General features: G+C 54.3%; 18 protein-coding genes. 8 read left to right on the top strand and 10 right to left on the bottom strand.

The annotated features are described in order from the left end of the window. The 5 genes from kdpA to ACYVC2_RS13680 all read right to left on the bottom strand — a co-directional run bounded on the left by kdpA (position 1) and on the right by ACYVC2_RS13680 (position 5,587). Positions 1 to 1,713, bottom strand: coding sequence for a potassium-transporting ATPase subunit KdpA (gene kdpA / locus ACYVC2_RS13700; protein ID WP_461102997.1), 1,713 nt, complete (start codon positions 1,711 to 1,713; stop codon positions 1 to 3). Between the two features lie 13 nt (positions 1,714 to 1,726). Further along, positions 1,727 to 1,807 (bottom strand): potassium-transporting ATPase subunit F, encoded by an 81-nt coding sequence (locus ACYVC2_RS13695; protein ID WP_461107127.1) that lies wholly within the window; start codon positions 1,805 to 1,807, stop codon positions 1,727 to 1,729. A 301-nt stretch (positions 1,808 to 2,108) separates the two neighbouring features. Beyond that, on the bottom strand, positions 2,109 to 3,455 hold the full coding sequence (locus ACYVC2_RS13690; RefSeq protein ID WP_461102996.1) for a sigma-54-dependent transcriptional regulator: 1,347 nt from the start codon (positions 3,453 to 3,455) through the stop codon (positions 2,109 to 2,111). A 306-nt stretch (positions 3,456 to 3,761) separates the two neighbouring features. Further along, the gene (locus ACYVC2_RS13685) at positions 3,762 to 4,523 is read right to left on the bottom strand and encodes a LytR/AlgR family response regulator transcription factor (protein WP_461102995.1); all 762 of its coding nucleotides are present in this window, start codon (positions 4,521 to 4,523) and stop codon (positions 3,762 to 3,764) included. Next, positions 4,520 to 5,587 (bottom strand): sensor histidine kinase, encoded by a 1,068-nt coding sequence (locus ACYVC2_RS13680; protein ID WP_461102994.1) that lies wholly within the window; start codon positions 5,585 to 5,587, stop codon positions 4,520 to 4,522. The genes ACYVC2_RS13685 and ACYVC2_RS13680 overlap by 4 nt, the downstream gene beginning before the upstream one ends. Positions 5,588 to 5,841: 254 nt before the next feature. On the opposite strand from ACYVC2_RS13680, the gene ACYVC2_RS13675 reads away from it, so the two are divergent. The 4 genes from ACYVC2_RS13675 to ACYVC2_RS13660 all read left to right on the top strand — a co-directional run bounded on the left by ACYVC2_RS13675 (position 5,842) and on the right by ACYVC2_RS13660 (position 13,205). Next, positions 5,842 to 8,463 (top strand): TonB-dependent receptor, encoded by a 2,622-nt coding sequence (locus tag ACYVC2_RS13675; RefSeq protein WP_461102993.1) that lies wholly within the window; start codon positions 5,842 to 5,844, stop codon positions 8,461 to 8,463. 176 nt (positions 8,464 to 8,639) lie between these two features. After that, the gene (locus ACYVC2_RS13670) at positions 8,640 to 9,236 is read left to right on the top strand and encodes a YceI family protein (RefSeq protein WP_461102992.1); all 597 of its coding nucleotides are present in this window, start codon (positions 8,640 to 8,642) and stop codon (positions 9,234 to 9,236) included. 54 nt (positions 9,237 to 9,290) lie between these two features. Next, positions 9,291 to 10,286, top strand: a complete 996-nt coding sequence (locus ACYVC2_RS13665; RefSeq protein ID WP_461102991.1) for a sugar phosphate isomerase/epimerase family protein — start codon at positions 9,291 to 9,293, stop codon at positions 10,284 to 10,286. Between the two features lie 21 nt (positions 10,287 to 10,307). Next, a complete protein-coding gene (locus ACYVC2_RS13660; RefSeq protein ID WP_461102990.1) occupies positions 10,308 to 13,205 on the top strand; it encodes a PQQ-dependent sugar dehydrogenase in 2,898 nt (965 codons plus the stop codon). A gap of 52 nt (positions 13,206 to 13,257) precedes the next feature. Here ACYVC2_RS13660 and ACYVC2_RS13655 read toward each other — a convergent pair whose 3' ends face one another. From ACYVC2_RS13655 to ACYVC2_RS13640, 4 genes are all read right to left on the bottom strand, one after another. Next, positions 13,258 to 14,280: an SPASM domain-containing protein gene (locus tag ACYVC2_RS13655; protein WP_461102989.1), complete on the bottom strand. Its 1,023-nt coding sequence runs from the start codon at positions 14,278 to 14,280 to the stop codon at positions 13,258 to 13,260. A 127-nt stretch (positions 14,281 to 14,407) separates the two neighbouring features. Further along, the gene (locus ACYVC2_RS13650) at positions 14,408 to 14,569 is read right to left on the bottom strand and encodes a hypothetical protein (RefSeq protein ID WP_461102988.1); all 162 of its coding nucleotides are present in this window, start codon (positions 14,567 to 14,569) and stop codon (positions 14,408 to 14,410) included. Between the two features lie 212 nt (positions 14,570 to 14,781). After that, on the bottom strand, positions 14,782 to 16,758 hold the full coding sequence (locus ACYVC2_RS13645; protein WP_461102987.1) for an alpha-amylase family protein: 1,977 nt from the start codon (positions 16,756 to 16,758) through the stop codon (positions 14,782 to 14,784). A gap of 148 nt (positions 16,759 to 16,906) precedes the next feature. Continuing rightward, positions 16,907 to 17,479, bottom strand: coding sequence for a hypothetical protein (locus tag ACYVC2_RS13640; RefSeq protein WP_461102986.1), 573 nt, complete (start codon positions 17,477 to 17,479; stop codon positions 16,907 to 16,909). Between the two features lie 258 nt (positions 17,480 to 17,737). Here ACYVC2_RS13640 and ACYVC2_RS13635 point away from each other — a divergent pair, with 258 nt between their 5' ends. Together ACYVC2_RS13635 and ACYVC2_RS13630 are read left to right on the top strand one after the other, a co-directional pair. Next, positions 17,738 to 18,805 (top strand): Ldh family oxidoreductase, encoded by a 1,068-nt coding sequence (locus ACYVC2_RS13635; RefSeq protein WP_461107125.1) that lies wholly within the window; start codon positions 17,738 to 17,740, stop codon positions 18,803 to 18,805. Between the two features lie 48 nt (positions 18,806 to 18,853). After that, positions 18,854 to 19,840, top strand: coding sequence for an aldo/keto reductase (locus tag ACYVC2_RS13630; protein ID WP_461102985.1), 987 nt, complete (start codon positions 18,854 to 18,856; stop codon positions 19,838 to 19,840). 54 nt (positions 19,841 to 19,894) lie between these two features. Here the strand turns inward: ACYVC2_RS13630 and ACYVC2_RS13625 are convergent, their stop codons facing one another. After that, entirely contained in the window at positions 19,895 to 20,596 is a 702-nt protein-coding gene (locus ACYVC2_RS13625; RefSeq protein ID WP_461102984.1) for a PepSY-like domain-containing protein, read from the bottom strand. A 422-nt stretch (positions 20,597 to 21,018) separates the two neighbouring features. Between ACYVC2_RS13625 and ACYVC2_RS13620 the strand changes: the two genes are divergently transcribed. After that, the gene (locus ACYVC2_RS13620) at positions 21,019 to 22,476 is read left to right on the top strand and encodes a circularly permuted type 2 ATP-grasp protein (protein WP_461102983.1); all 1,458 of its coding nucleotides are present in this window, start codon (positions 21,019 to 21,021) and stop codon (positions 22,474 to 22,476) included. 156 nt (positions 22,477 to 22,632) lie between these two features. Continuing rightward, positions 22,633 to 24,623 (top strand): fibronectin type III domain-containing protein (locus ACYVC2_RS13615; RefSeq protein ID WP_461102982.1); only part of this gene is annotated, 1,991 nt, incomplete at its 3' end.

The following is a 24,623-nucleotide window of genomic DNA, read 5'->3' as shown; positions in this document are numbered from 1 at the left end:
CTACTGACTGAAATATTCCGCAAAGGGTCCCAGGGCCAGAGCCGGGAAAAAGGATAAGGCCGTTAGAATGAGGATGACCGCGAAGATCATGAGACCAAACGTTGGCGTATCGACGGGCAGGGTACCAGACGATTCAGGCACGTATTTCTTACGAGCCAGCAAACCCGCGATGGCCACCGGGCCAATGATGGGAATGAACCGGCCAAAAATCAGCACGAAGCCTGTCGAAATGTTCCAGAACAGGTTGTTGTCGCCCAGTCCCTCGAAACCCGATCCGTTGTTGGCATTGGCGGACGTCATTTCGTAAAGCATCTCCGAAAAGCCGTGGAAAGCCGGATTGTTGAGCCAGGCCGACGGCTTGACCGCCCAGTCGGCGTTGCCGTAGTGAATAAAAACCCAGGCCGCCAGCGCCGTTCCTCCTTTGACCAGCAAGGCACTCAGCAGCGCGACCAGCGAAGCAATTTTGATCTCGCGGGCCTCGACTTTCCGCCCGAACAGTTCCGGTGTACGCCCAACCATCAGTCCGGAAATGAATACGGCAATGATCAGGAAGTAGTAGAAATTGAGCAGACCCGCGCCGACACCACCGTAAAATGCATTGACCATCATGCCCAGCAGTTCCATCGCGCCGGACAGAGCCATCGACGAGTCGTGCATGGAGTTGACTGAGCCGGTCGAAATAACCGTCGTGATAATGCTCCAGTAGGCCGATGCTAAGGACCCGAAGCGCACCTCCTTCCCCTCCATCGCACCGGTCGGCTGAGCGATGCCCATGTGTGCAATGGCCGGACTACCGTGCAATTCGCTGGTGACGGTCGGAATGAGCAGAAGCAGCACGCCCACCGTCATGACGGTGTAGATCATCCAGGCAAATCGTTTGCGGTTAATAAAATAGCCTAGGGCAAAAATCATGGCAATCGGCAGAACGACCTGGGCTATCATTTCAAGCATGTTGGTCAGGTAACTGGGGTTTTCGAGCGGGTGCGCCGAATTGGCACCGAACCAGCCACCCCCGTTGGTACCCAGGTGTTTGATAGCAATCATAGCGGCTGCCGGTCCGCGCGAAACCCCTACGGTATCGCCCTGCAGGGTAACGATCGTATCTTTTCCGTCGAACGAAGCGGGCGTTCCGTTAAACGCCAGAATCAGCGCCAGCACCAGCGAACCCGGCAGTAGTATCCGTGTGATGGAGCGGGTGAAGAGCACGTAAAAATTCCCGACCGTTTCGCTGCTTTGTGGCAAAAACGAGCGGAACAGAAGCACCGCAGCCGCCATACCGGTGGCGGCCGATACGAACATCAGGAACATCATGACGGCTAGCTGCGTCAGGTACGTAGCGCCCGACTCGCCGGAGTAGTGTTGCAAATCGCAGTTGACCAGAAACGAAATGGCCGAGTTGAACGCCAGGTCGGGCGTTTGCGATGGGTTGCCGTCGGGGTTAAGCGGTAAGCTTCCCTGGAACAGCAGCAGCCCAAACGCCAGGATAAACCAGATCAGGTTTATCGTCAGCAAAGCCACCAGGTTCGATTTCCAGTTGAGATCTTCCGTTTCCGAAACACCCCCAAGCCGGTAGATGAGCCGCTCCAGAGGCTTCATAAAGTCAAAGGCGTTGGGTTCACCTTTGAAGACACGGGCGATGTATTTGCCCAGCGGAATAGCCAGCAGCACCGTCAGTACATACGTGGCTATTACGCCCATCCATTCAGTAGTCATAAGAATCAGTGGATTAAAATTTTTCGGGTCTAATCAGCACATACAGCATGTAGGCGAAGACCAGCAAGGCGATGATAAAAACGAGAGTGATCATGATTCAGGCGTTAGATTTTCTCGAACCATTCGATGGCTTTGTAAAAAATAGCGAAGCAGAGCAGGGCCGAAACGAAGAGAAATAAGATGGTACTCATGAGACAAGTTGATTAAATAGGTTAGCTGGCAGTATAATGCCAACAATTGTTCCAGCAAGAGCCTTAAACTCAAACTACCAAAGTAAACTATTGACAATCAGAAGCCTATCTTCGCATGGTCGACTTTCGGCACCTATAACAAAAAACCGACCCTACCAAAATGGTAGGGTCGGTTTTTCAAATTGGCAAGTTCAGCGTCCGGAATTATTCCAGTTCATATTCGGCCAGTTTGCGGTACAAGGTTGTCAAGCCAATGTCCAACAGCCGGGCCGCTTCAGTTTTATTCCCGTTGGTATGCCGCAGCATTCGCCGGATGTGCTGCCGCTCGACGCTGGCTAAATCCAGCGCATCCGATGATCCCAATCCTTCCTGCATTTCGTAGGGCAATAAGTCGGGCGTCAGCTCTTCGCTGTCCGCCAGGATAACCGCCCGCTCGATCACGTTCTTCAACTCACGGATGTTTCCTTTCCACGGATGCTGCTGAAGTTTTTGAATAAAGTCCGGACTGAGTTGTACCGACCGCTTTCCGACCCGGGCGGCTTCCTGCCGGGCAAACTGTTCGGCAAAGTGGGGGATGTCGTCCCGCCGGTCGCGGAGGGGCGGCAGTTCGATCTGAAATACCGACAGGCGGTAGTACAGATCCAGCCGGAAGCGGGCCGGGCCGGTGGGCCCAGCTTCGGTTTCTTCCTTTAGGTTACGATTCGTGGCGGCAATGACCCGAACATCGGTTTTTGTGGGTTTGGTATCGCCCACGCGCAGAAACTCGTGCGTTTCGAGCACCCGCAGGAGTTTTGCCTGCAAATCGAGCGGCATCTCGCCAATTTCGTCCAGAAAAATGGTGCCTTTGTCGGCTTCGGCAAACAACCCTTTCTGATCGCGGCTGGCGCCGGTGAATGCGCCCGCCCGATGCCCGAACAGTTCGCTTTCCAGAATATCTTTCCCCAGCGCTCCGCAGTTTATCGCCACAAATGGAGCGCTCCGGCGCGAACTGGCCTGGTGAATCGCCTGCGCAAAGACTTCCTTACCAGTTCCAGTTTCGCCCGTCAGCAGAACGGTGGTGTCGGTTACGGCTACTTTGCGGGCCAGATCAATAGCCTGCCGAATGGCTTTCGAATGACCGATAATGCTGTCGAATCCGTACCGGCGGCTAACCTGCTGCTCCAGCTGTTTGATTCTGAACTGAAGCGTTGCTTTCTCGATTGCCCGACTGACCAGCGGAATGATCCGGTCGTTATCGTCGCCTTTGGTGATGTAGTCGAACGCACCGTTTTTAATGGCCATTACACCGTCCGAAATCGTACCGTAAGCCGTCAGCACAATTATTTCAGTCGATGGATATAGTTGTTTGATCTGGGCCGAGAGGTCGATGCCATTTTTGTCGGGCAGTTTTACATCGCTGATGACCAGATGGACTTCTTCGCGTTCGAGCACCTTCAGGCCGGTGCGGGCATTTTCGGCCTGTAAAACGGTATATCCTTCCAGCTCAAGAATCCGGGCCAGCAACTGACGCAGTTTGGGCTCATCATCGATAATCAGGATTGAAGCAGGCATGAGGCAGGCGAGCAGTATTGGTTTGGTAAAACAAACATACTGGAAACACCTGAACAAGGTTTTGTGCGGAGAAGACTGACTGTAATTTTCAGGATGCGCCAGTCCTATTAGCGGGTCAAGAACCGACGGCCGAGGTAAGGATATCGGTACGGTATAATAAGACCGTACCGATATGCACATTGCGACTCCTAACCGAACTCGAAAGCAAAGCTAGTTAAGATTAAAAGAAGATTAAATTAGAAGTTGATTAGAAAATAGAACGGTCTGTCGTCTGAGCCCATGCCAGTGGCAGAATTAATGCTCAGGTCAGAGCCAGCGGCTGATAAACTCACTAAACACATCTTTATACTGATCGCTGACCGGAATGGTCGTATCGCCGATTTGTACCGTATTTCGGGTAATAGCATTGATTCGGTCGAGGGCGATGATAAAAGATCGATGCACCCGCATAAACTGCCGGGGTGGCAACTTTTCTTCGAGTGTTTTCAGACTTGTCAGAGACAGTAATGGCCTGGCCGGTTCGCTCTGCCGGTATACTTTCACGTAGTCTTTCAGGCCTTCGATGTACAGAATGTCGCTATAGGCAACCCGCACAAGCTGATATTCGACCTTCAGAAACAGATAGTTATCTGCCGTTTCGACAGAAGCGGCCGCAGGAAGCGCAACCGGCGCGGTTTCCGGCCGCTGGACCAGCTCAAAATAATGGCGGGCCTTGCTAGCCGCACGCAGAAATTCTTCGTAGTTGAACGGCTTTAGCAGGTAATCCAGCGCATCGACCCGAAAGCCATCGAGCGCAAACTGATCAAACGCCGTCGTGAATATAATCCGGATCTGGGTGGCTCCCCGGTTACTCCGCTCCAGCACCCGCGCCAGTTCAAGACCAGTCAGATCGGGCATCTGGATATCCAGAAATACGACATCGACTGGCTCGTGCAAGAGAAATTGCAGGGCTTCGACCGCACTGCTGAATCGGCCCGCCAACCGCAGAAAAGGCGTTTTTTCAATAAATGCGCAAACCAGCCCCAGCGCCAGCGGTTCGTCATCAACAGCGATACAGTTTAGGGTCATGGCATGGTCAGGATTAATTGCACGTGGTACTGGCCCGCCGGATTGTGCTCGTCGATGTGCAGGGTATACTGACCCGGATACAGCAGATCCAGCCGTCGGCGCGTGTTGGTCAGGCCGATCCCATTTCCCGCTTCGAGCGAAGTCGATTTCTGGCTGAACAGGGTATTGCGAACGTCCAGCTGCAACCGGTGGCCCTGCTGCTGAACGCTAACCTGAATCCAGCTCGGGTCGAGTGTGCTGACGCCGTGTTTGAAGGCATTTTCGACAAACGGCAGGAAAAGCATCGGCGCAATGGGCTGGTCGCTCAGGGGCGCGGGTGTATCGAGCGTAACGGTCACTTTATCGGTTAGCCGGAGTTGCATCAGTTGAATGTAATCACTTAAAAACGCCATTTCCTTGCTCAGCAGTGTTGTACCGGACTGGGTTTCGTAGAGCACATACCGCATCATGCGCGAGAGCCGATGCAGGGCTTCGCGGGCCGTTTCGACATCGATGAGCGTCAGGGCGTAAATGTTATTCAGGGTATTGAAGAAAAAGTGCGGATTGATCTGGGCCTTCAGAAACGAAAGCTCAGAAGTTGTTTTGGCCTGCTCCAGCGCCGTCCGAAAGGTAGCCTCATCCTGCCATCGTTGTAACATCGAGATGCTGGTGCTGATGGCCAGCACCAGCATGATTGTAAATAACGTCGGCTGAACCCAACCGTAAAATTTAGGCTTTCCGCTGCCGTCGGGATGAAAAGCCCGGTGCATCAGAGTAGGTAAGTCAAAACTGAACTCGATGGCCCACACTACCGCCAGTACCGCACAGATGACACCTACTATAGCCATCACATACTGGCTTACCTGGTCGCGCAGCAACAACCGGGGCACCAGCCACAGCGAATTCAGGTAGAAAACACCCACCATTAGCCCGAAGAAGAGCACCTGCCGAATCCAGAACACGCGCGGAAGCACGATCTCCGAATTGATGGGCTGGTAGAAAAAGAGCAGGTAACCCAGCAAAAACCAGCCCAGCACATGAATGAGCAGGGGAACGTAGCGACGGGGAAGAAAAGTAGAAGCCATGATCGTCTGGAAAGCTACAAGTTTAGCGTAAAAAGGCAAGCACAGCCCGCTTAATCGTCAGATAACCAGCCTTTCCCGATGGTTGGACCGTTTCAGCCGACGAACGGTCTAGGTTTGCATATTTCACAGTTGATAACCTGTTCATCGGTTGAAACCGGCGATCTGCCGACGTTTCTGGCGTTTCGGTCTATTGGATTTTTACGCGTAATAAATGAATGATTGTTTTGTCTCATTAATTCATAATCAGCCTGACGATGCGCAAGCACTTTTTACTGTTGTTATTAACCCTTGGATGCTGGAGTGGGTTTTCCGAAATCCAGTCAACCTTTGCTCAATTTGGCCCGCCGGGTGGCGGACCGGGTGGGTTTGGCCAGGATACCCGACGCAAAAAAGAAGAGTTTACCGGGGTGGCCGACGATACCCCAAAGGGCAACGGTAAAATAACCGGTTTGCTGCTCGATTCGCTGTCGGGGAAGCCGGTCGAATTTGCAACGGTAGCGCTGATCAATACCAAAACCAACAAACCTATCGACGGTACAACGTCGGATGCGAAGGGAAATTTCTCGATGGCCAAGCTGGCTCCGGGCGATTACCGACTTCAGTATTCATTCATCGGCTACAAAAATCTGGATTCCAAGGCGTTCACGATTGCGAAAGGCACCGAAATTAATATGGGCTCGGTCCGGCTGGCCCCCGATGTGCGTACGTTGGGCGAAGTCGTCGTCACCGGTCAGGCCGCCGTCATCGAAGAGAAAGTAGACCGGCTGGTTTTCAACGCTGATAAAGACATGACCGCCAAAGGGGGCGATGCGTCGGATGTGCTGAAGCGGGTGCCGATGCTTTCGGTCGATCTGGACGGCAACGTAAGCCTGCGCGGTAGCCAGAACATCCGGGTGCTGATCAATAACAAGCCCTCCACGATTGTGGCTGCCAGCGTGGCCGACGCCCTGAAGCAGTTGCCCGCCGACATGATCAAGTCGGTAGAGGTGATTACCAGTCCATCGGCCAAATACGATGCCGAAGGAGCCGCCGGGATCATCAATATTGTCACGAAAAAGAATACCCTGCACGGGCTTACCCTGAACGTCGACGCGGGGGTTGGCCTGAGGGCGTCGAACCTGGGGCTGAATGGCTCGTACCGGCAGGGTAAACTGGGCATCACGCTCGGTGGGTTCGGCCGTGCCATGTACAACCGGGCTTCCTCGACACTGGATCAAACTACGCTGGTTGGTTCGCAGTACCAGCAGACGCATCAACAAGGCACGGCCTTCGACAAACCCGTGTTTGGTCAATACACGCTGGGCTTCGACTACGATCTGGCCAAAAACCAGTCGCTGTCGGCCAACGTACGCTTCGGCACGCGCAATTTTGTGCAGCAACAGACCCAGCTGACCAGCGCTTCGATCGGCGACTCGCTACTCAGCATGACCAACCGCGACGTAAACCGGAAAGACCTGTCGAACTCAGTAGACATGAATCTGGATTACATCCGGACATTCAAGCCGCAGCAGGAATGGTCCATTTCAACTCAGTACAGCCGAACGGGCCTCACCAACAACTTCTTCGCCGATATTCTCAACAGCGGAGGTAACTTAACAGCTCGACAGCAGAACATCAATAACAACACCAACCAGGAGTTTACGATTCAGTCGGATTATCAGACCCCGCTCAAAAAGAACCAATTGCTGGAATTCGGTGGGAAAGCCATCATGCGGACCGTCGACAGCCGCTATCAGTACCTGGTCGGTGGCAATTCGGGTGAGTTGAGAGTCGATCCGACTAATCCGTCGGGTACGCTGGCCTACGATCAGAACATCGGTGCGGGCTATATCTCATACACCTACGTGACGCCCAGCAAGTTTACCTTCAAAGTGGGTACGCGCTACGAATACACGAGTATTATGGCGAAGCAGTCGACGGATGAAAAAGCGAGTACGCCCCTTAACATCCCGAGCTACAGCAACCTGGTGCCCAGCATCAACGTATCGAAAAGCCTGAAAGGTGGATCGACCGTGAAAGCCGCTTACAACCGCCGGATTCAGCGACCGGGGCTGCAACAACTGAACCCGAACCCCAACGCGGCCAACCCGCAGATGATTCAGATCGGAAACCCGACCCTGAGCCCCGAACTGACGGATAACTTCGAACTGAGCCTGAGTTCGACCATCAGTAAAACCTACCTGAACGCTTCCGTCTTCGGAAGGCTGACCAACAACGCGATCACGCAGATTCGGATTCCGTCTGATACGCTGGCGGGCGGATTGATTACCACTTACCAGAACATCGGTATTCAGCGCACCTACGGTACCAATATTTTCTTCAACACGAACCTGACGCCTAAGTGGAGCGTCAACGGCGGCATCGACGGTTACTACATGTACATGCAGGGCGAAACACCGGGGGCCGATGGCAAATCGATTACCATCAGCAATTCGGGGGTTAGCATCGGCGGTCGTCTGATGAGCCAGTTGCAGCTCAATAAAGGCTGGAGCGCACAGGTCTTCAGCTTCTGGCGCGGACCAAACCCGCAATTGCAGGGCACGATGGGCAGTTTCTACATGTACTCGCTGGGCCTTCGGAAAGACCTGGCCAACAAACGGGGCAGCATCGGTCTGGCCGCCGAAAACTTCGCGACCAATGGCGTTAAAATGCGAACCAACCTGAACTCTCCACTGCTGTCGCAGGTGAGCGTAACTAATCTTTACAACGCCAACGTGAAAGTGACCTTTACCTACCGCATCGGGAAAATGACCTTCGAGGAGAACCGCCGGAAAGGGCGCTCGGTCAACAACGACGATGTGAAAGGCGGTGAAGGGGGTGGCGAAGGGGGCGGTCAGCAGCAACAGAGCGCTCCAGGCGGTGGACGCCCGCGCTAACCTAACGAATTGGATTACCCACTCTATAAATTGCGCCGTGCTGTCGATTGCGGGTAGTGAATTTGCCAATCGATTAACCATCAATTATTTGTTCGCAAATTCATATATTCGTAATCTACAAGCACGCATTGTGTTAGTCTGGTTTAATCATTCAGTCAATTAACTTTCCTAATCCCATGAAATCAATTGTATTCCTTGTTGCCTCGCTACTTACGTTTTCGACAGGCTACGCCCAGACCTGGGCCGTCGACAAAGCACACTCCAAAGTCGGCTTTACCGTTACCCATATGATGCTGTCGGAAGTAGACGGCTATTTCAAAGCCTTCGACGCCAAAATTACAGCCGCCAAACCTGACCTGTCGGATGCCGTGTTTGAGTTTTCGACGGACGTCAACAGCATCGAAACCGGCAACGAACGGCGCGACGGCGACCTGAAGAGCGAAAAGTTTTTCGATGCCGCCAAGTACCCGACGCTGACGTTCAAAAGCAAGTCGTTTCAGAAAGCGGCCGACAAGAAATACAAGCTCACCGGCGACCTGACCATGCACGGGGTTACGAAGCCCATTACGCTGGACGTGGTGATGAATGGTCCCATCACGAGTGACAGTCCACGCGGAAAGCAGGAAAAAGTTGGCTTCAAAATGACCGGTAGCCTGAAACGGTCTGATTTTGGCGTTGGCACGATACCAGTAGCCGTCGTCAGCGAAGATGTCGAACTCAAGGCCATGGGCGAGTTTACCAAGCAGGCCGAAGCGACAGCCGAAAAGAAATAGTATCTCAGCGCCGTAGGCCAATTCCGGTCTACGGCTTTTTTATTCCTTACCAACATGACGTCAAGAAGACGCTTTATCCGCGATGCAGGTGCTATCGCCCTCAGTGGGCTGGCCCTACCCCACTTCAGTAATGCTCAGCACTTATTCACGAGCGCACCGGGCTACCCAATTGGCCTTCAGCTATTTACACTCTTCCGATCGATGAACGAAGACCCAAAAGGCACGCTGGAGAAAGTGGCGGCCGCAGGGTATAACGAGGTAGAGTCGGCCTTCAGCACCCGTGGTGGCTACTACGGCTACTCGGCAAAAGACTTCAAATCGCTGGTTACGGGTCTGGGCATGACCTGGCGGGCACACCACGCCATGGGCGCTCCGTTTCGGCCGCGTCCGGCAAATCCGCCGACGGGTACCCCCAGCCCCGGTGCGGGTGCTCCTCCAGCAGGGGGGCAGACACCGGCAGGGGGCGCTCAGCGACCAGCGATGGATTTTTCGAAGATGCCGCCCATGCTGAGCCTGCGCGACAATTACCAGCAGTTGGTCGATGAGGCTGCCGAAGCGAATCTCTCGTATCTGGTTTGTGCCAGCACGCCCGTCAGTACGATCGATGAAATCAAAAAATCGATCGAGGTGTTTCAGAAAACGGGGGAAGCCTGCAAAAAAGCCAAAATCGGGTTCGCTTACCACAACCACGCCACCGAATTCGACCCGGTGGAAGGCGGCAAAACACCCTATGAACTGATCCTGTCACAGACCGATAAAGACCTGGTCAAGATGGAGCTGGACCTGGCCTGGGCGACCAAAGCCGGTAAAGATCCGGTGGCTCTATTCAACGAGCAGCCGGGCCGGTTTCCACTCTGGCACATCAAAGACATTAAGTCCGACAAGACCACCATCACCGAAGTTGGCAACGGGATGGTTGATTTCAAACGAATCTTTGCCGCGGCCAAAACGGCTGGTTTAAAATACTTTTTCGTCGAGCAGGATATGGCGGCCAATCCGGTAGAGAGTATCACGACGAGTTACAACAACCTGAAGAAAATCATCGCCTAAGGCCATAACCCCGCCCCTCTTATGTGGTATCCGTCTTTAACCAGACCGCTTTCGCTGGGTCTGAACGCTATTCTTTTGCTTGGCCTGGCGTCCTTTATTACGCAGGATGGCCCGACTAAGCCGGACGAAACCCGCTTCACGCCCGTCGTGGTGGCTGAAGATCTCGACGAGCCGATGGTGTTCGAGGTCCTGAAAGACGGAACTGCTTTCATTATCGAGCGGAAAGGGACGCTGAAAAAATACGATCCCCAGACCAAAACTGTCGATCTGGTGGCCACCATCCCGGTCAATACGAAGTACACATCAGCGGAAGGCCGGGTTTCGGAAGCCGAAGAAGGGCTGATGGGCCTGTCGCTCGACCCCAAGTTCGATCAGAACCACTGGCTGTATCTATACTACGCACACCCCACCGAGAAAAAGCACATGCTGACGCGCTGGGAACTGCGCGATAATAAGCTTCAGTCGGAAAAAGTAATGCTGGAGATACCCACGCAACGCGAAGTCTGCTGCCACACCGGCGGTGGCATGACCTGGGACCGGACCGGAAACTTATATCTGACGGTTGGCAACAATACCGGAAACCAGCAGGCGGCCCAAACCGACGAACGGCCCGGACGCAGCAGTTGGGACGATCAGGGTCATGCGGGCAACACCAACGATCTGCGTGGTAAGATTCTGCGCATCCATCCCGAAGCCAACGGCACCTACACCATTCCGGAGGGAAATTTATTTCCGAAAGGAACCGACCCGTCGGACCGCGCAAAAACCCGGCCTGAAATCTATTCGATGGGCCACCGGAATGCCTGGCGCATTTCCATCGATAGCCAGACCGGTTACCTGTACTGGGGAGAGGTAGGCCCGGACGCTACGAAGGATTCGGAGATTGGCCCACGCGGCTATGACGAACTAAATCAGGGACGCAAACCGGGGAATTTTGGCTGGCCGTGGTTCGTTGGCAACAACCAGCCTTTTCCGGTCTATGACTACGCCAGTCAGAAGCCGCTGGACAAGAAAGATCCGGCGCATCCGGTCAACAACTCGCCGAATAACACGGGCCTGACCGAATTACCACCCGTCGCAGCTCCGTTCATATACTATCCGTATGCCGTTTCGGAGGAGTTCCCGCTGGTCGGAACCGGCTCCCGATCGGCAACGGGTGGCCCGGTTTATCGCCAGGCTGACTTCAAAAATGCCAAACGCCCCTGGCCAGCTTATTACGAGGGCAAATGGCTGGCTACCGATTTCTCACGCGGCTGGATCATGGCCATCAGCATGGACGCCGAGGGAAATTATAAGTCGATGGAGCGGGTACTACCGGGTTATCATCCTGTCGAACCGATCGACATGAAATTCGGCCCCGACGGTGATTTGTACGTGCTTGAATACGGTAGCAACTGGTTTCGCAAGAGCGATAACGCCAAATTGGTTCGGATCGAGTACAACGGGGGCAACCGCAAACCGATCGTGCAGGCTGCGGCCAGCAAGCAGGGCGGGACGGTTCCACTGCAACTTACGCTGCTCTCGGATGGCAGCAAGGACAACGACGGCGATAAACTGACTTACCAATGGAAAGTAACAGCACCTGGCGCTACCCCACGGGTTTTCTCGACGGCAAACCCAGCCGTTACGTTCGATAAAGCAGGCGTATATACCGCCACGTTGACCGTTACGGACTCGCACGGAGCTTCGAACGCGCAATCGGTGAAAATTATAGCAGGTAACGCTCCGCCGGTCGTGAAAGTCGATCTGGCCAGCAACCGGACGTTCTTTTTCCCGGATCAGCCCATTCGCTATGCAGTTCAGGTAGAGGATCAGGAAGATGGCAGTTTAGCCAGTAAGAAAATCAGTCCGGCGCGGGTAGCCATGAGCATCGACTATACGTCGGAAGGGTTCGATTACGCCGAAGTCATACAAGCTCAGCGGAGTGTCGATGCCTCGACCCAATACGCGGTAGCGCAGGCCATTATCAACCAGAGCGACTGCAAAGTCTGTCACCAGCTTAATACTAAATCCGTCGGTCCGGCCTTCACAGCTATTGCGACTAAGTACAACGGTGACGCCGGGGCACCCGATCGACTCGTGGCTAAAATTCGGCAGGGGGGCGTGGGCGTCTGGGGCGACGTAGCGATGCCCGGCCACCCGGCAATGTCCGTGGCCGATGCCGGCACGCTGGTGCAGTACATCCTGCACATCAACGATAAGACCCTGAGCAGCCTGCCGCTGGAAGGAACGCACACGGTCAACGTGCCCCAGGGCGATAACGGCAAAGGAGCAGTACTGATCCGGGCCGCTTATACCGACCGGGGTGCCACCGTTGGAGCCAAGCCGGTACCGGCCCAAACGTCCGAGCAGTTGCTGGTTCTGCGCAGTCCGAATCTGGATGCTTCGTCGGCTCAGTTTGTGCAGGGCGCTGACATCAAAGCGAAAGGGATGGGCAAAGGCGAGAACGTAATTCCATACAACAAAGCCTACATCGGTTTCCGGCAACTGGACCTGACGGGCATCAAACAGCTCGAACTCACGGCCTCGGCCCAGCGTCGGGAAGGCAGTTCGGGCGGAACCATCGAGATGCATCTTGGGTCACCGACTGGTCCCGTCATTGGCGAGACCGTAGTCGAGCTGGCTCCCGAAGTGGATATGGCCAAACTCATGGCACAGATGGAATCGGGCTCGAAGCCGACCTCAACCACCGCTACGGGCGCCCAGGCGGCTGGCGGTGCCGCAGCAGCTGGTGCTAAACCGGCAGCGCCCCGGAATCCATTCGCCCGCCCGCCGGTCTACATGAATCTGAAACCGACAGAAGGCGTCCATGATGTTTATTTCGTCTTCAAAAACGATAAAGCGCAGGCCATCCAGCCCCTGATGACCCTGTCGGGCATCAAGTTTATGGACAAGGTCAAGGAAAAAGAAAAGGAGTAACGATCAGGCCTCTGCCGCTGGTAACCGTTTCGGTTGCTGGCGGCAGATTTAATCAGGCCCACACTTTCGTGCCTTCCGTGCAGTTGCGGCACATCTCTATTTCAGAACGGGAGCGCAGCAGCGTCTGTCGGAAATCCTGATAAGCGGTTCCGTGCCAGAGATCGGCGAACGACTGGGTCTGTAAATCGCCAAGCCGGTGGTGTGCATCTTTGTCGAAGCAGCACGGCACGACGAGCCCATCCCAGGTAATGACGCAGGAATGCCACATCTTCCAGCAATGATCACCAAAGCCATTTTTGATGCGGTAAGTCCCGTCCGTCTGGGGGGCATAGCGGCTGTACTGATCCAGCGTGGGAATCAGGTCGGAGCCGTTTTCGTAGTCGTAGATCTGCGCGGTTTTCAGGCCCACTTCATCGACGCCTAATTCATGCGCCAATTTTCTGACCTCCGCAATCTGGTGCTCATTGGGTTTCACGACCAGAAACTGAAACACCACGTGGGGCGTCCGCGATTTCAGTTCTTTTTTCCAGCGAAGAATGTTTTTGGTTCCTTCCAGTACTTTTTCCAGCTTCCCTCCCACCCGATACTGCTGATACACTTCCTGCGTGGTCCCGTCGATGGAAATAATCAGCCGATCGAGACCCGACTCGACGGTTTTGCGGGCGTTGGCATCGGTCAGGTAATGCGCGTTGGTGCTGGTAGCGGTGTAGATATTTCGGTCGGTAGCGTACCGCACCAGATCCAGAAACTGTGGATGCAGATACGGCTCACCCTGAAAATAAAAGATCAGGTACAGCAGCGTTTCGTGCAGCTCGTCGATGGTGCGTTTGTAAAGATCTTCGCCGAGCATGCCAGTCGGGCGGGTAAAGGAGCGCAGCCCGCTCGGACATTCAGGACAGCGCAGATTGCAGGAGGTGGTGGGTTCGAAGGAGATCGACATCGGCAGGCCCCGCTGCGCCGGGCGGCCCGTCTGCTTCGCCACGTAATAACTCGACAAAACCTTCAACGCATTGGCAACGCGTTTGGGCGTCAGTTTCGAAGCAAAATTAAGGCCATCGACGAGGTTGCGATTCATGAGCGCAAAGGTACAACTTAGGGCCTGACTACCTGCACTCTGCTCGCACAAAGCCCGAAACTATACTGACGACAAACACAAATACCGCCCGACGCCGGGCGGTATTTGTCATTCGCTGAACGGTCAGTTACTCAGTTGCCCGCCCCTCGTTGCTTTCTCCAGCGGAGCTGGGCTGCTCATTGATGTCTATCAGCTGGTCCGCTTCGGAGGGGTGTTCGCCGATTGATTCTTCTGATGGAAGCTTGACCTCAACGGCCTGCTGTCCTTTATAAAGAGGATTCGTTGCCATAAAATAACGATTTAAATGGTTTGGAAAATTATTTTAGATAGGATAGCAGCACGCATCGGTCTGCCATAATTACAGATGTAAGTTCTTTGTTTTTTGTGGAAAGACAAAATATCGCAGCAATTTCCACACTGATAGTCAGGCTTTTCCGCAATGTCAGAGCCGTTTCGAAATAAATTAGCGATTGATCTTTGTCAGAAGAGTCCGCAAGCCAGTCATTGCTGTTTATATACCCGGCAGCCTTCCTCCTCAAAAACTACCTCTCCGGCTTTTACTTCCGGCAACGTTTTGGGTAAAGCGCCATTCATCGAAGCCGCAAACACATAACCTGTCGGCTCAACGTGTGTCCAAACCAGGTAGTCCTTAGCGGCATCCGGGCCGGCTAGCCACTCAGTTGGCTTCCCGGCAATGTCCGGCCAGATGTCATCGGCAAAGGATCGCATCCGGTTAATAGCGGCAAACTGCACCGCGTTCTGGCCCCAGACAAACGGCCCGTGCGTTACCTTGTCGGGCTGACGGTCATCTTCGATCCGGAACACATACAGCTTGGTATATTCTTCATTCTGCCCGCGCGCTTCATGAAGATTACGGACTTCGAACCCGAGTCCAACATAACTGGGCATATCCGTCAGAAACAGCGCGGTAAAGTAGCGGAACAGATTGCCCGTGCGGTAGAATTCGTCGAAGCGTGGATCATCCTTATCGGCCGTCATCACAGTGAAATTGGGCGCAAACCGACGGGTTTTAAGATAAGTGTAATACGCCGAGAACTGACGCCTGAATTCGTCCGACCCAACCACCAGCGACTGTAAATCACCCAGGGTCGAATCGGCTTCTATGGCTTCCAGGTGATCGGGTTCATTGCCATAGCCCATGGTATCGGGTGGGGCCAGAAACGTTTCGGCGAAAAACCCATAATGGGGTACTCCGTTAGTCTGTACGTATTTTTTTATCGCCCGAAGGGGATCATAAAACGCATCGATCTGACTCGGCACGCCCTGCGGACGCATCTGTACGTGAGCCATATCGCCCCGCATAAAATCGAAATTATACGTCCGCTGGCTCTCGCCGACCTTATGGCAGATGTACTCCCAGGCGGGTCGATTGGGTCGGTTAAAGTCCAGTTCCCAGTTCTTATTGTTCAGCTTCGATTCGTAAAACCGATACCGGGCCAACGGTCCAAATACCCGCGACATCTGCTCGGGCTGGTCGAATGCATACTGATACCAGATCTGCCCAAAATCGTCGATCGTATAATCGGTCGGGTCGATATGCAACCCCCGGTAGGGCGGACCCATGGTCATAGGCAGGGTTTCGAACCCCTGAGCAGTCAGATGCCGAATGAGCGCGATCCGCCGGTTGAGCCGTCCACCATAGTCGTGCGGGTAGCCGAACAAAATCCGCAACCGCTGATCATCGGTCAGAATCGACAGTTCGGTCGAGAAGAACACATCTTTAGCGAAGGTCAACGGCGTGCCGTCGGCCGCACCGCGGAATTTTAAAAACTGCCAGATAGCCTCTTCCACATACCGGTATACAAAGCTCGAGTGGTGAGCCAGCTTCGTCGGATTTCCTGTTTTTTCATCACGCTGCACCCATTCGAACAAACTGGGGCAGGCTAATACCATTTCCGAAAAACGATCCGTATGCGGAATTACATCCATGCCAACCGTGCGGCCCATAGCGTGGAGCAGGTTGATAACAACCTTCAGCTGTTTTTCAACCGAATTGAGGTCAGGCACGTAGCGGGCCAGGTCAACGTCGAAAAATTCGGGATTGATCTGCCAGCTGACCATTCCGTACAGACTACCGACCACACCCGGCTCCCAGATAGGCAGGATGTGGATGCTGTCGTGCAGCGCCGGTAAAGTGAGCGCGTAATTGACCACATTCCAGAAAGAACCGATGGTCCGGACATTTACCCCAACCATTTTACTCCGCTTCAGCCATGAACCATCCGGGTAAATTCGGGCCGGACTCTCGACGGTATCGGCTGGATTCAGGGCTCGCCGAAGTGTCTCGTTTCCGAGCCGCTTATGCAGTATTTCCAGGGTTTGATACACCGTGAGATTGACGGCCGTCTGCGGAAGCAGAGTAGAAATAAAGGACTGCCTGCCAGCCTGATAGACATCTGTATACGTCTTGTGCTGTTGATACCAGCTGGCTTGCAGATCGGCGATAGAATTCGACATAAGACAAATGTAAATCCATTTTTACGCAATCAAACATGCTACGCGGTGGCCACCCAGTGGCCATGGCGCACGTTCATCGAATACCCTTTTTCGGTGGGGTGAGAAAACCAGGTAACAAACGCATTTGTTCAGGTCAGTTAGGTTGGCCTCAATAGGTCCGTAATACTTTTAGCCGGTGATTGCCATTGATCCGTATGTGTGGATTACTTAGCACGTGGAATAAAGCCCCGCTGCCGATGAGGGTTCCTACCACGGGTAATGTGTTGCTGTAAAATCCTTTGTTGTTTACGACATCGGCCAGTAGATAAACCCCACCGGCAATGGGAAACAAAGTACCGGCGGCCGTTATGAACGGAATACGTCGGTGCAGGTAAACTTTCTGGATTTCGTCGAGCCGAAAGGTAACGGGTTCGTCACGATTCATCACTTCGTTAGCCATCAGTACGCTAAACGTACTGTCGGTCACGTCGTATAACTCTTCACGATATTTTTCCCCGCGGGCTTTGAAATGCATCTCATCCCCGACAAAAAATCGATAGCGTCGGAAGCCCCCCAGTGCGTGGTTTACGTCGAGGGCCAGATAACGGGACGGTCGTAACAGGGCAGCATAAGCGGTGCCTTTGCGCTGTAGCAGTTGTTCGGTGGTGAGGGTATCCTGCGGTTGCGCACAGGCAATGGAAGTCAATAATACGCAGGGCAACAACAGACGAAATAGAAACATACGGGTGGTGGGTTAATTGTTGCTATAAATCCGAAACGGTGGTCTTTGTTCGAACACGTATCGGCCAACATCAACTTTTATCGAACTTTTAACAGAATAAACCGTTGGCTTCGTGCCTGACCACGGTTTTGGATGACGCGTCAAAAAATTGTGGTTAAGTACAAAGCCAACGGCCAGGCGCTTTTCACCAGAACAGGACCCCAAACGCAGCGGTCTGGTTGGTACTTATTTCCGAGCGCCCTGGCTACCTTTGCCCTTATGATTACTGCCAACCGACTCCGGACCTTCACCGAACAACTATTTATTGCCATCGGCTGCTCTGACACCGATGCTCGTTTAGCCGCCGATGTGCTCGTCAGCGCCGACCTGCGGGGCATCGATTCGCACGGGGTAGCCCGGCTGCCGGGTTATGTTCGTTTGTACGACGTAGGCCGACTCAATCCACAGCCGCACATCCGGGTTGTTCACGAAACCCCATCGACGGCCGTCATCGATGGCGACCGGGGTTTGGGGCTGGTCGTCGGGCCCTGGGCGATGCAGGTAGCCATCGAGAAAGCCCGGCTGGCCGGTACGGGCTGGGTAGCGGTGCGCAATTCCAATCACTTCGGCATTGCAGGATACCATGCGCTGCTGGCGGCCGAACAGGACATGATTGGGCAGGCCATGACGCATGCAGCTCCGCTCGTGGCCCCCACTTTTTCGCTCGACAAACTACTCGGAACCAACCCCATTGCCGTGGCCATTCCGGCCGCTACGGAGCCAACGTTTCTGGCCGATTTTGCCTCAACCGCCGTTGCCTACGGAAAACTTGAAATTTTGCAACGAAAAGGCCAGGACATTCCGGTTGGCTGGGCGCAGGATGCCGATGGACAACCCACCACCGATGCCAACGCCATCCGCAACGGGGGTGCTCTGCTTCCGCTTGGTACCGACCGCGAGCACGGTTCGCACAAAGGCTACGGGCTGGGTGCCGTTGTCGATATCTTTTCGGGGGTTTTGTCCGGCGCTAATTATGGGCCCTGGGTTCCGCCGTTTGCAACGGCCGGTTTTATGCAGGCCAACGAAGGCGTGGGGATCGGCACGGGGCACTTCTTCGGGGCGATGCGCATCGATGCCTTCCGGCCCGCCGAGGAGTTCAAAACCCATATGGACACCTGGATTCAGCGGTTCCGGCAGGCAAAAGCCGTCGACGGGAAGCAGGTGCTGATTCCGGGCGATCCGGAGCGCATGATGGAAGCCGACCGGCTCGCCAATGGCATTCCGGTGGTTGAACCGGTCATCAAAAGCCTGGAGGAATTGGGAGCGCGCTTCAACATACCCTTGTGATCCGGAGTACCTGGAAAAACTTTTCAAAAACGCTACTAATCAACACAAATGAACTACCGACAATTGGGTAAAACCGGCTTTACCATCTCAGAAATCAGCTTAGGCACCTGGCAGGTGGGCGGCAAGTGGGGCGAGCCGTTCAGCCACGACAATGCCGACCGTATTCTGAACGAAGCCGTAGACGCCGGTATTAACTTCATCGATACCGCTGATGTGTACGGTGATGGCGCGAGCGAAAAAGCCGTTGGGCGACTGGTCCGCTCGCGCTCGGAACGGATTTATGTGGCCACCAAGTGCGGCCGACGGCTCAGCCCGCATACTAACGAAGCCTATCAGCCCGACGTGCTGCGCCGGTTCGTGGAAGATAGCTTACAGAATATGGGGCTCGAAACCCTCGATCTGATTCAGTTGCACTGCCCGCCGACAGACGTGTATTATCGTCCGGAAATATTTGAGCTCTTCGACCGGCTGAAAGACGAAGGAAAGATTCAGCATTTGGGCGTCAGTGTCGAGAAAGTGGAAGAAGGGCTGAAAGCCATCGAATTTCCGAACGTGACTACCGTACAGATCATTTTCAACATGTTCCGGCAACGCCCGGCCGAGTTGTTTTTCGCGGAAGCCCGTCGGCGCAACATTGGGGTCATTGTCCGGGTACCGCTGGCCAGTGGCTTGCTGACCGGTACGTATACCGCAGATACATCTTTTTCGGCTAATGATCACCGGAACTTTAATCGGGAGGGCGCAGCCTTCGATAAAGGTGAAACCTTCTCGGGCGTCGATTATGCAACGGGTTTAGCGGCCGTCGATGAGTTAAAAGCCGTTTATCCGGGTGATACCAACCTGGCCCCCGATGCTTTACGCTGGATTCTGACATTCGACGCTGTCAGTTGCATCATTCCCGGCGCATCGAAACCGGCTCACCTTGCCTCGAACTTACAGGCGCTGGATCGGCCCGCCCCTTCGCCTGACCAGCTGGCTACCGTCAGGCGCATCTATGACGAGCGGATCAAAAACCCAGTTCATTATTTATGGTAACGAAAAGACCCGACGGATGTCGGGTCTTTTCGTTGAATCAATACGGCAGAAGCCTTATTTGCCCGTTAGTGCCTTCTTAAATGTACCGTCTGAACCGAACAGCAGCAGGACATGCTTACTATCCGAGGTCTTGATCACGACGACGTAGTCGCTGGTTTTCTTCTCCTGACCAGCCCGCTCGATTGTAGCGCCAGCGTAATTGGTGCTGATGTATGACGTGATGGTAGCGGGCAGACTCGACACCGCTACATCAGTCAGTCCCAGGCCGGGGCCACCCTGACCAGGTTTTGGCCGATGCGTCGTATCGCCGGGCGCAGGTCGGGGATGGTGAGCCGTATCGCCGGGCATGGGTCGGTGATGGTGAGCCGTGTCGCCAGGGGCATGGTGGGTCGAATCGCCGGGGCCATGTTTGGGTCTTCCATCAGCTTCTTTGAGGAAGGTTCCGTCGACTTTAAACAGCAGCAGTTTAACGGCGTGGTTCAGGCTAATGACGACAACAAAATTCCCCGCCATATCTTTCTTCGCTTCCTTGATCGTAGCACCGGCATAGTTCGTGCTGATGTAGGTGGTTACGGTAGCTGGCAGACTCGATACATCTACCGTCGTCAGGCTTTTCGGTCCAGTGGCTGTCTGGCTCGTCACCGAGCTGTTCCGGGCCGACCCATCGGTCGATGCTGGATCGACCGCATTTTTGTTACAGGCATTCAGGCCTACCAACAAGGCGGCCATGCAACTGAACACAAGCAATGGTTTCATAAAGCGCATCAGTGGTTTGTTAAAAATATAAAACAAGAAAATAAGTACCGACCAGCCGCGTTCCGCCAGTCTAATCCACCGTACGTGATGAGTATAAATACCGTTGCAACCCGCCGAAAAAAGAAATGAAAACGGCCAAACCGACGAATAGAGCCCTGTCAGTGCTACGTCACATTAAAATGAATGACTGCCGCGCCACGGCCAATGTTCACGTACGCCTGTGCCACATGGTATTTTTATACTACATTTGGTGACTTCGATCAATCAGTCAACCGCAGCCGTATATAATATAATTTTACAGTGCTTTATTTGTGCAATAACTTCCTGATCAATATTATATTTGGTTATCTTCTTTAGTGTAAATACATTGTTGCATGAAAAAACAGAGTTCCAGAAAATTTCAGTCTCAAACGCTCAACGGAATGACTCAGTCACAGGGTCAGCCTCCAGTTAATTTCTCATTTGAGGGTTATCAAACTGACAATTTTTTCGATGAGATGTTCGCCGATGGAACCCAGGTCAGAGCGGGTTACTCGCCATTCCGGCAACGGGTCGAGCAGCTTACCCGCGAGGAACTTGTAGGGCGGCAACATGCTGTCGAACGAGCGCTGATGAGCATGGGAATCACCTTCAACGTTTATTCGGAAGGTGAAGGCACTGAGCGCATTATGCCCATCGACATCATTCCGCGGGTGATCGAATCGGCGGAATGGAACCGGCTTGAACTGGGCCTGATTCAGCGGATCAGAGCCCTGAATATGTTCCTCGACGATGTTTACAACGAACAGAACATTCTGAACGACGGAGTCGTACCACGGGACCTGATCGAATCCAGTAAATCGTTTCTGACGCCCTGCCTGGGGGTTCGTCCGCCGAAAGGCATCTGGTGCCACATTACCGGAACCGACCTGATTCGGGGCGAAGATGGGCAGTTTATGGTGCTGGAAGACAACCTCCGCTGTCCTTCGGGCGTATCGTACATGCTCGAAAACCGCGAACTGATCAAGCAGACATTTCCGGAAGTGCTGGCGCAAACAGGCGTTCGGCCCGTGTCGGACTATCCGACGAGGCTGCTTCAGATGCTCCAGTTTATTGCCGACCGCCCTAACCCAACGGTCGTTGTATTGACACCGGGCATTTACAACTCCGCGTATTTCGAGCATTCGTACCTGGCGCAGCAAATGGGCGTCGAGCTGGTCGAAGCGCGCGACCTGGTTGTTTCAGGGGGGTACGTCAAGATGCGCACCACCAAAGGGTTTCAGATCGTGGATGTAATTTACCGGCGTATCGACGACACCTTCCTCGACCCGCAGGCTTTTAATCCGGACTCGCTGATCGGTGTACCGGGCATTTTCGACGTATACAAAAAAGGCCGTGTGGCACTGGCCAACGCACCCGGTACCGGCGTCGCCGATGATAAAGTCATTTACGCCTACGTTCCGCGCATCATTCAATATTACCTCAACGAAGAAGCCATTATCCCCAACGTGCGGACGTATATCTGCCGCGAGGAAGAAGATTGTCGGTACGTACTGGAAAATATCGAGCAACTTGTCGTGAAAGAAGCCAACGAAGCGGGGGGCTACGGCATGCTGATCGGCCCGAAAGCTACGGCGGAAGACCACGAACTATTCCGCCGGAAAATTCTGGAAAACCCCCGGAATTACATTGCGCAGCCAACGATTTCGCTTTCCCGGGTACCCTGCCTTGTGGGCGATCATGCGGAAGGACGTCACGTCGATCTGCGGCCGTATATCCTCTATGGGGATGGGGTGAATGTCATTCCCGGTGGTTTGACGCGTGTGGCCCTACGGAAGGGTTCGCTCGTGGTCAATTCCTCGCAGGGCGGGGGCGGCAAAGATACCTGGGTCTTATACTAACTAAAAGTAGGTAGTCTGTTCGTAAATAGTTGTTAGTTGCGGATTTAATGTAATTACTTTGCATTAGTCGCCAACGACTATCTACGAACAGACTATCTACTTTCTGAATACACTTTTTCCCCCGGAAATCGTTGTAAATGTAAAGACGAAATTTCTATGCGGTTGGTTTACATAATTGGGCTATGGTGCCTTTTTTTAGGGGCCGTGCTGTGGCCTCAGCTGAGCCAGGCTACCCACGTACGGGCCGGGGAAATCACCACCAAACGAATCTCCCAGACATCACTTACCTATGAAATAACCTTTACGGCTTACTTCGACGAAGTAAAAGGTAAACAGGCCGCCGACCAGGCAACCGAATACACCATGTGTTTCGGCGATGGGACGACCGCCGTGGTGAAACGCCAGGAGCCTCGTACGTACATTAATGGCCGAACTTCTTCCATCAATATTTACAAGATTACTCATACCTATCCCGGACCGGCTACCTACACGATCGGAATAACCGTTCCGAACCGGAATAAGGATACGCAGAACCTGCCACCAGCCGCTAATTCCGATCAGATTCGGTTCTTCGTCTCGTCAACGATCCTGATTAGTCCCAACCTGGGGCTGAACTCCACCCCAGTGATGCTCAACCCACCCCTGGACTCGGGGCGCGTGGGCCAGAAGTTCTGCCACAACCCGGCCGCCTTCGACGCCGACGGCGACAGCCTGGCTTTCCGCCTTAGCGTGCCCGCTACCAGCCTGACGGATGCAGGCTGTACCGGGCGGGCGATTCCAGCCTATCAGGACCCGACTCGCTTCAGCACCGCCAGCGAAGCGGGGGGCGCACCCTCCTTCTCGATCAACCCCATCACTGGTGAGCTCTGCTGGGATGCCCCCGGTCAGGAAGGCCAGTACAACTTCGCTTTCATCGTTGAAGAGTGGCGTAATGGCGTACTCATCGGCGAGATCACCCGAGACATGCAGATCATCGTCACTGACAGTCCCAACAAGCGGCCGCTGATCAACCCCATTCCTGACCTGTGCGTGGAAGCGGGCACCCTGATCAACCAGCCTGTGACGGCCACCGACCCCGATGGCAACCGGGTGATCATCAGTGGCTACGGGGGTGTGTTCAACGTGGGGCCCGACGGCACGGCCCTGGCACCGGGGGAGTTGATCCAGCCGGCGTATGCGCAGCTGGTGAACGGTGGGGTGACCCAGGCCCAGCCGGCGACGGCGACGTTCCGGTGGCAGACCAACTGCAATCAGTTGCGGGAGGCCCCCTATGATGTCACCTTCAAGGTCACCGATGTACCGCCCAAACCAACCCCTTCGCTTGTCTCCTTCCAGACATTCCGCATCCGCCTGGTTGGACCGTCGGTTAAAGGATTGACCGCACGTCCAACCGTAACCGCCAACGGTCGGGCTATTCAGCTGACCTGGACACCCTATACCTGCGGACCAACCTTGGGTAGTAATACCACCCGGTTAGACATCTATCGGAAAGAAGGTTGCCAGCCTTTTACAATTGATAAGTGTGTCACGGGTGCACCGGCAGGCTATACCAAAATTGCTCAGGTACCCATCACAGCCACGACTTATACCGATACCAGCAGCTTACGGCGGGGAGTGAGCTATTCGTACGTGATGGTTGCCGTTTACCCGGATATTAACGGTGGCTTCAATGGCGGGGAAAGTGTTTCCTCCGACCAGGCTTGTCTGGAACTGCCGCTGCTGGCTCCGGTCATGACTCAGGTTACGGTCGACTCCACCAGCTCCACCAACGGCCGCATCACCGTCCGCTGGACCCGGCCCATCGGCCTCAACCCCGCCGACCTGGGCGGACCTTACCAGTACCGACTGCAACGGGCCAGTGGCTTGGCCGGCACTAACTACGTGCCGATCGCTACGATCAATACCAACATTCAGCCCGGCGTGGCCGACACGGTTTACATTGACCGACGGCTCAACACCCAGGACAGCGCTTACCGCTATCGACTGGAGTTCTATTACACGGCCAGCAACGGCCAGCTCACCCGATCCGATGTGACTGATCCAGCCAGCTCGGTGCGGCTGTCGGCCAGCCCCGCCAACCGACAGATCACCCTGAGCTGGCAGGCCAACACCCCCTGGTCCAACGACAACCAGACCCACGACATCTA

This window comes from Spirosoma koreense, from assembly GCF_054777875.1.
This window is presented reverse-complemented; position numbering and strand designations above follow the sequence as displayed.

Bases quoted from the DNA above. Each gene is read 5' to 3' on its own strand.
- ACYVC2_RS13680 (WP_461102994.1), bottom strand. From the start codon at position 5,587: ATGGCTTCTACTTTTCTTCCCCGTCGCTACGTTCCCCTGCTCATTCAT.
- ACYVC2_RS13665 (WP_461102991.1), top strand. From the start codon at position 9,291: ATGACGTCAAGAAGACGCTTTATCCGCGATGCAGGTGCTATCGCCCTC.
- ACYVC2_RS13640 (WP_461102986.1), bottom strand. From the start codon at position 17,479: ATGTTTCTATTTCGTCTGTTGTTGCCCTGCGTATTATTGACTTCCATT.
- ACYVC2_RS13675 (WP_461102993.1), top strand. From the start codon at position 5,842: ATGCGCAAGCACTTTTTACTGTTGTTATTAACCCTTGGATGCTGGAGT.
- ACYVC2_RS13645 (WP_461102987.1), bottom strand. From the start codon at position 16,758: ATGTCGAATTCTATCGCCGATCTGCAAGCCAGCTGGTATCAACAGCAC.
- ACYVC2_RS13650 (WP_461102988.1), bottom strand. From the start codon at position 14,569: ATGGCAACGAATCCTCTTTATAAAGGACAGCAGGCCGTTGAGGTCAAG.
- ACYVC2_RS13630 (WP_461102985.1), top strand. From the start codon at position 18,854: ATGAACTACCGACAATTGGGTAAAACCGGCTTTACCATCTCAGAAATC.
- ACYVC2_RS13670 (WP_461102992.1), top strand. From the start codon at position 8,640: ATGAAATCAATTGTATTCCTTGTTGCCTCGCTACTTACGTTTTCGACA.
- ACYVC2_RS13685 (WP_461102995.1), bottom strand. From the start codon at position 4,523: ATGACCCTAAACTGTATCGCTGTTGATGACGAACCGCTGGCGCTGGGG.
- ACYVC2_RS13655 (WP_461102989.1), bottom strand. From the start codon at position 14,280: ATGAATCGCAACCTCGTCGATGGCCTTAATTTTGCTTCGAAACTGACG.
- kdpA (WP_461102997.1), bottom strand. From the start codon at position 1,713: ATGACTACTGAATGGATGGGCGTAATAGCCACGTATGTACTGACGGTG.
- ACYVC2_RS13635 (WP_461107125.1), top strand. From the start codon at position 17,738: ATGATTACTGCCAACCGACTCCGGACCTTCACCGAACAACTATTTATT.
- ACYVC2_RS13625 (WP_461102984.1), bottom strand. From the start codon at position 20,596: ATGAAACCATTGCTTGTGTTCAGTTGCATGGCCGCCTTGTTGGTAGGC.
- ACYVC2_RS13690 (WP_461102996.1), bottom strand. From the start codon at position 3,455: ATGCCTGCTTCAATCCTGATTATCGATGATGAGCCCAAACTGCGTCAG.
- ACYVC2_RS13695 (WP_461107127.1), bottom strand. From the start codon at position 1,807: ATGATCACTCTCGTTTTTATCATCGCCTTGCTGGTCTTCGCCTACATG.
- ACYVC2_RS13620 (WP_461102983.1), top strand. From the start codon at position 21,019: ATGACTCAGTCACAGGGTCAGCCTCCAGTTAATTTCTCATTTGAGGGT.
- ACYVC2_RS13660 (WP_461102990.1), top strand. From the start codon at position 10,308: ATGTGGTATCCGTCTTTAACCAGACCGCTTTCGCTGGGTCTGAACGCT.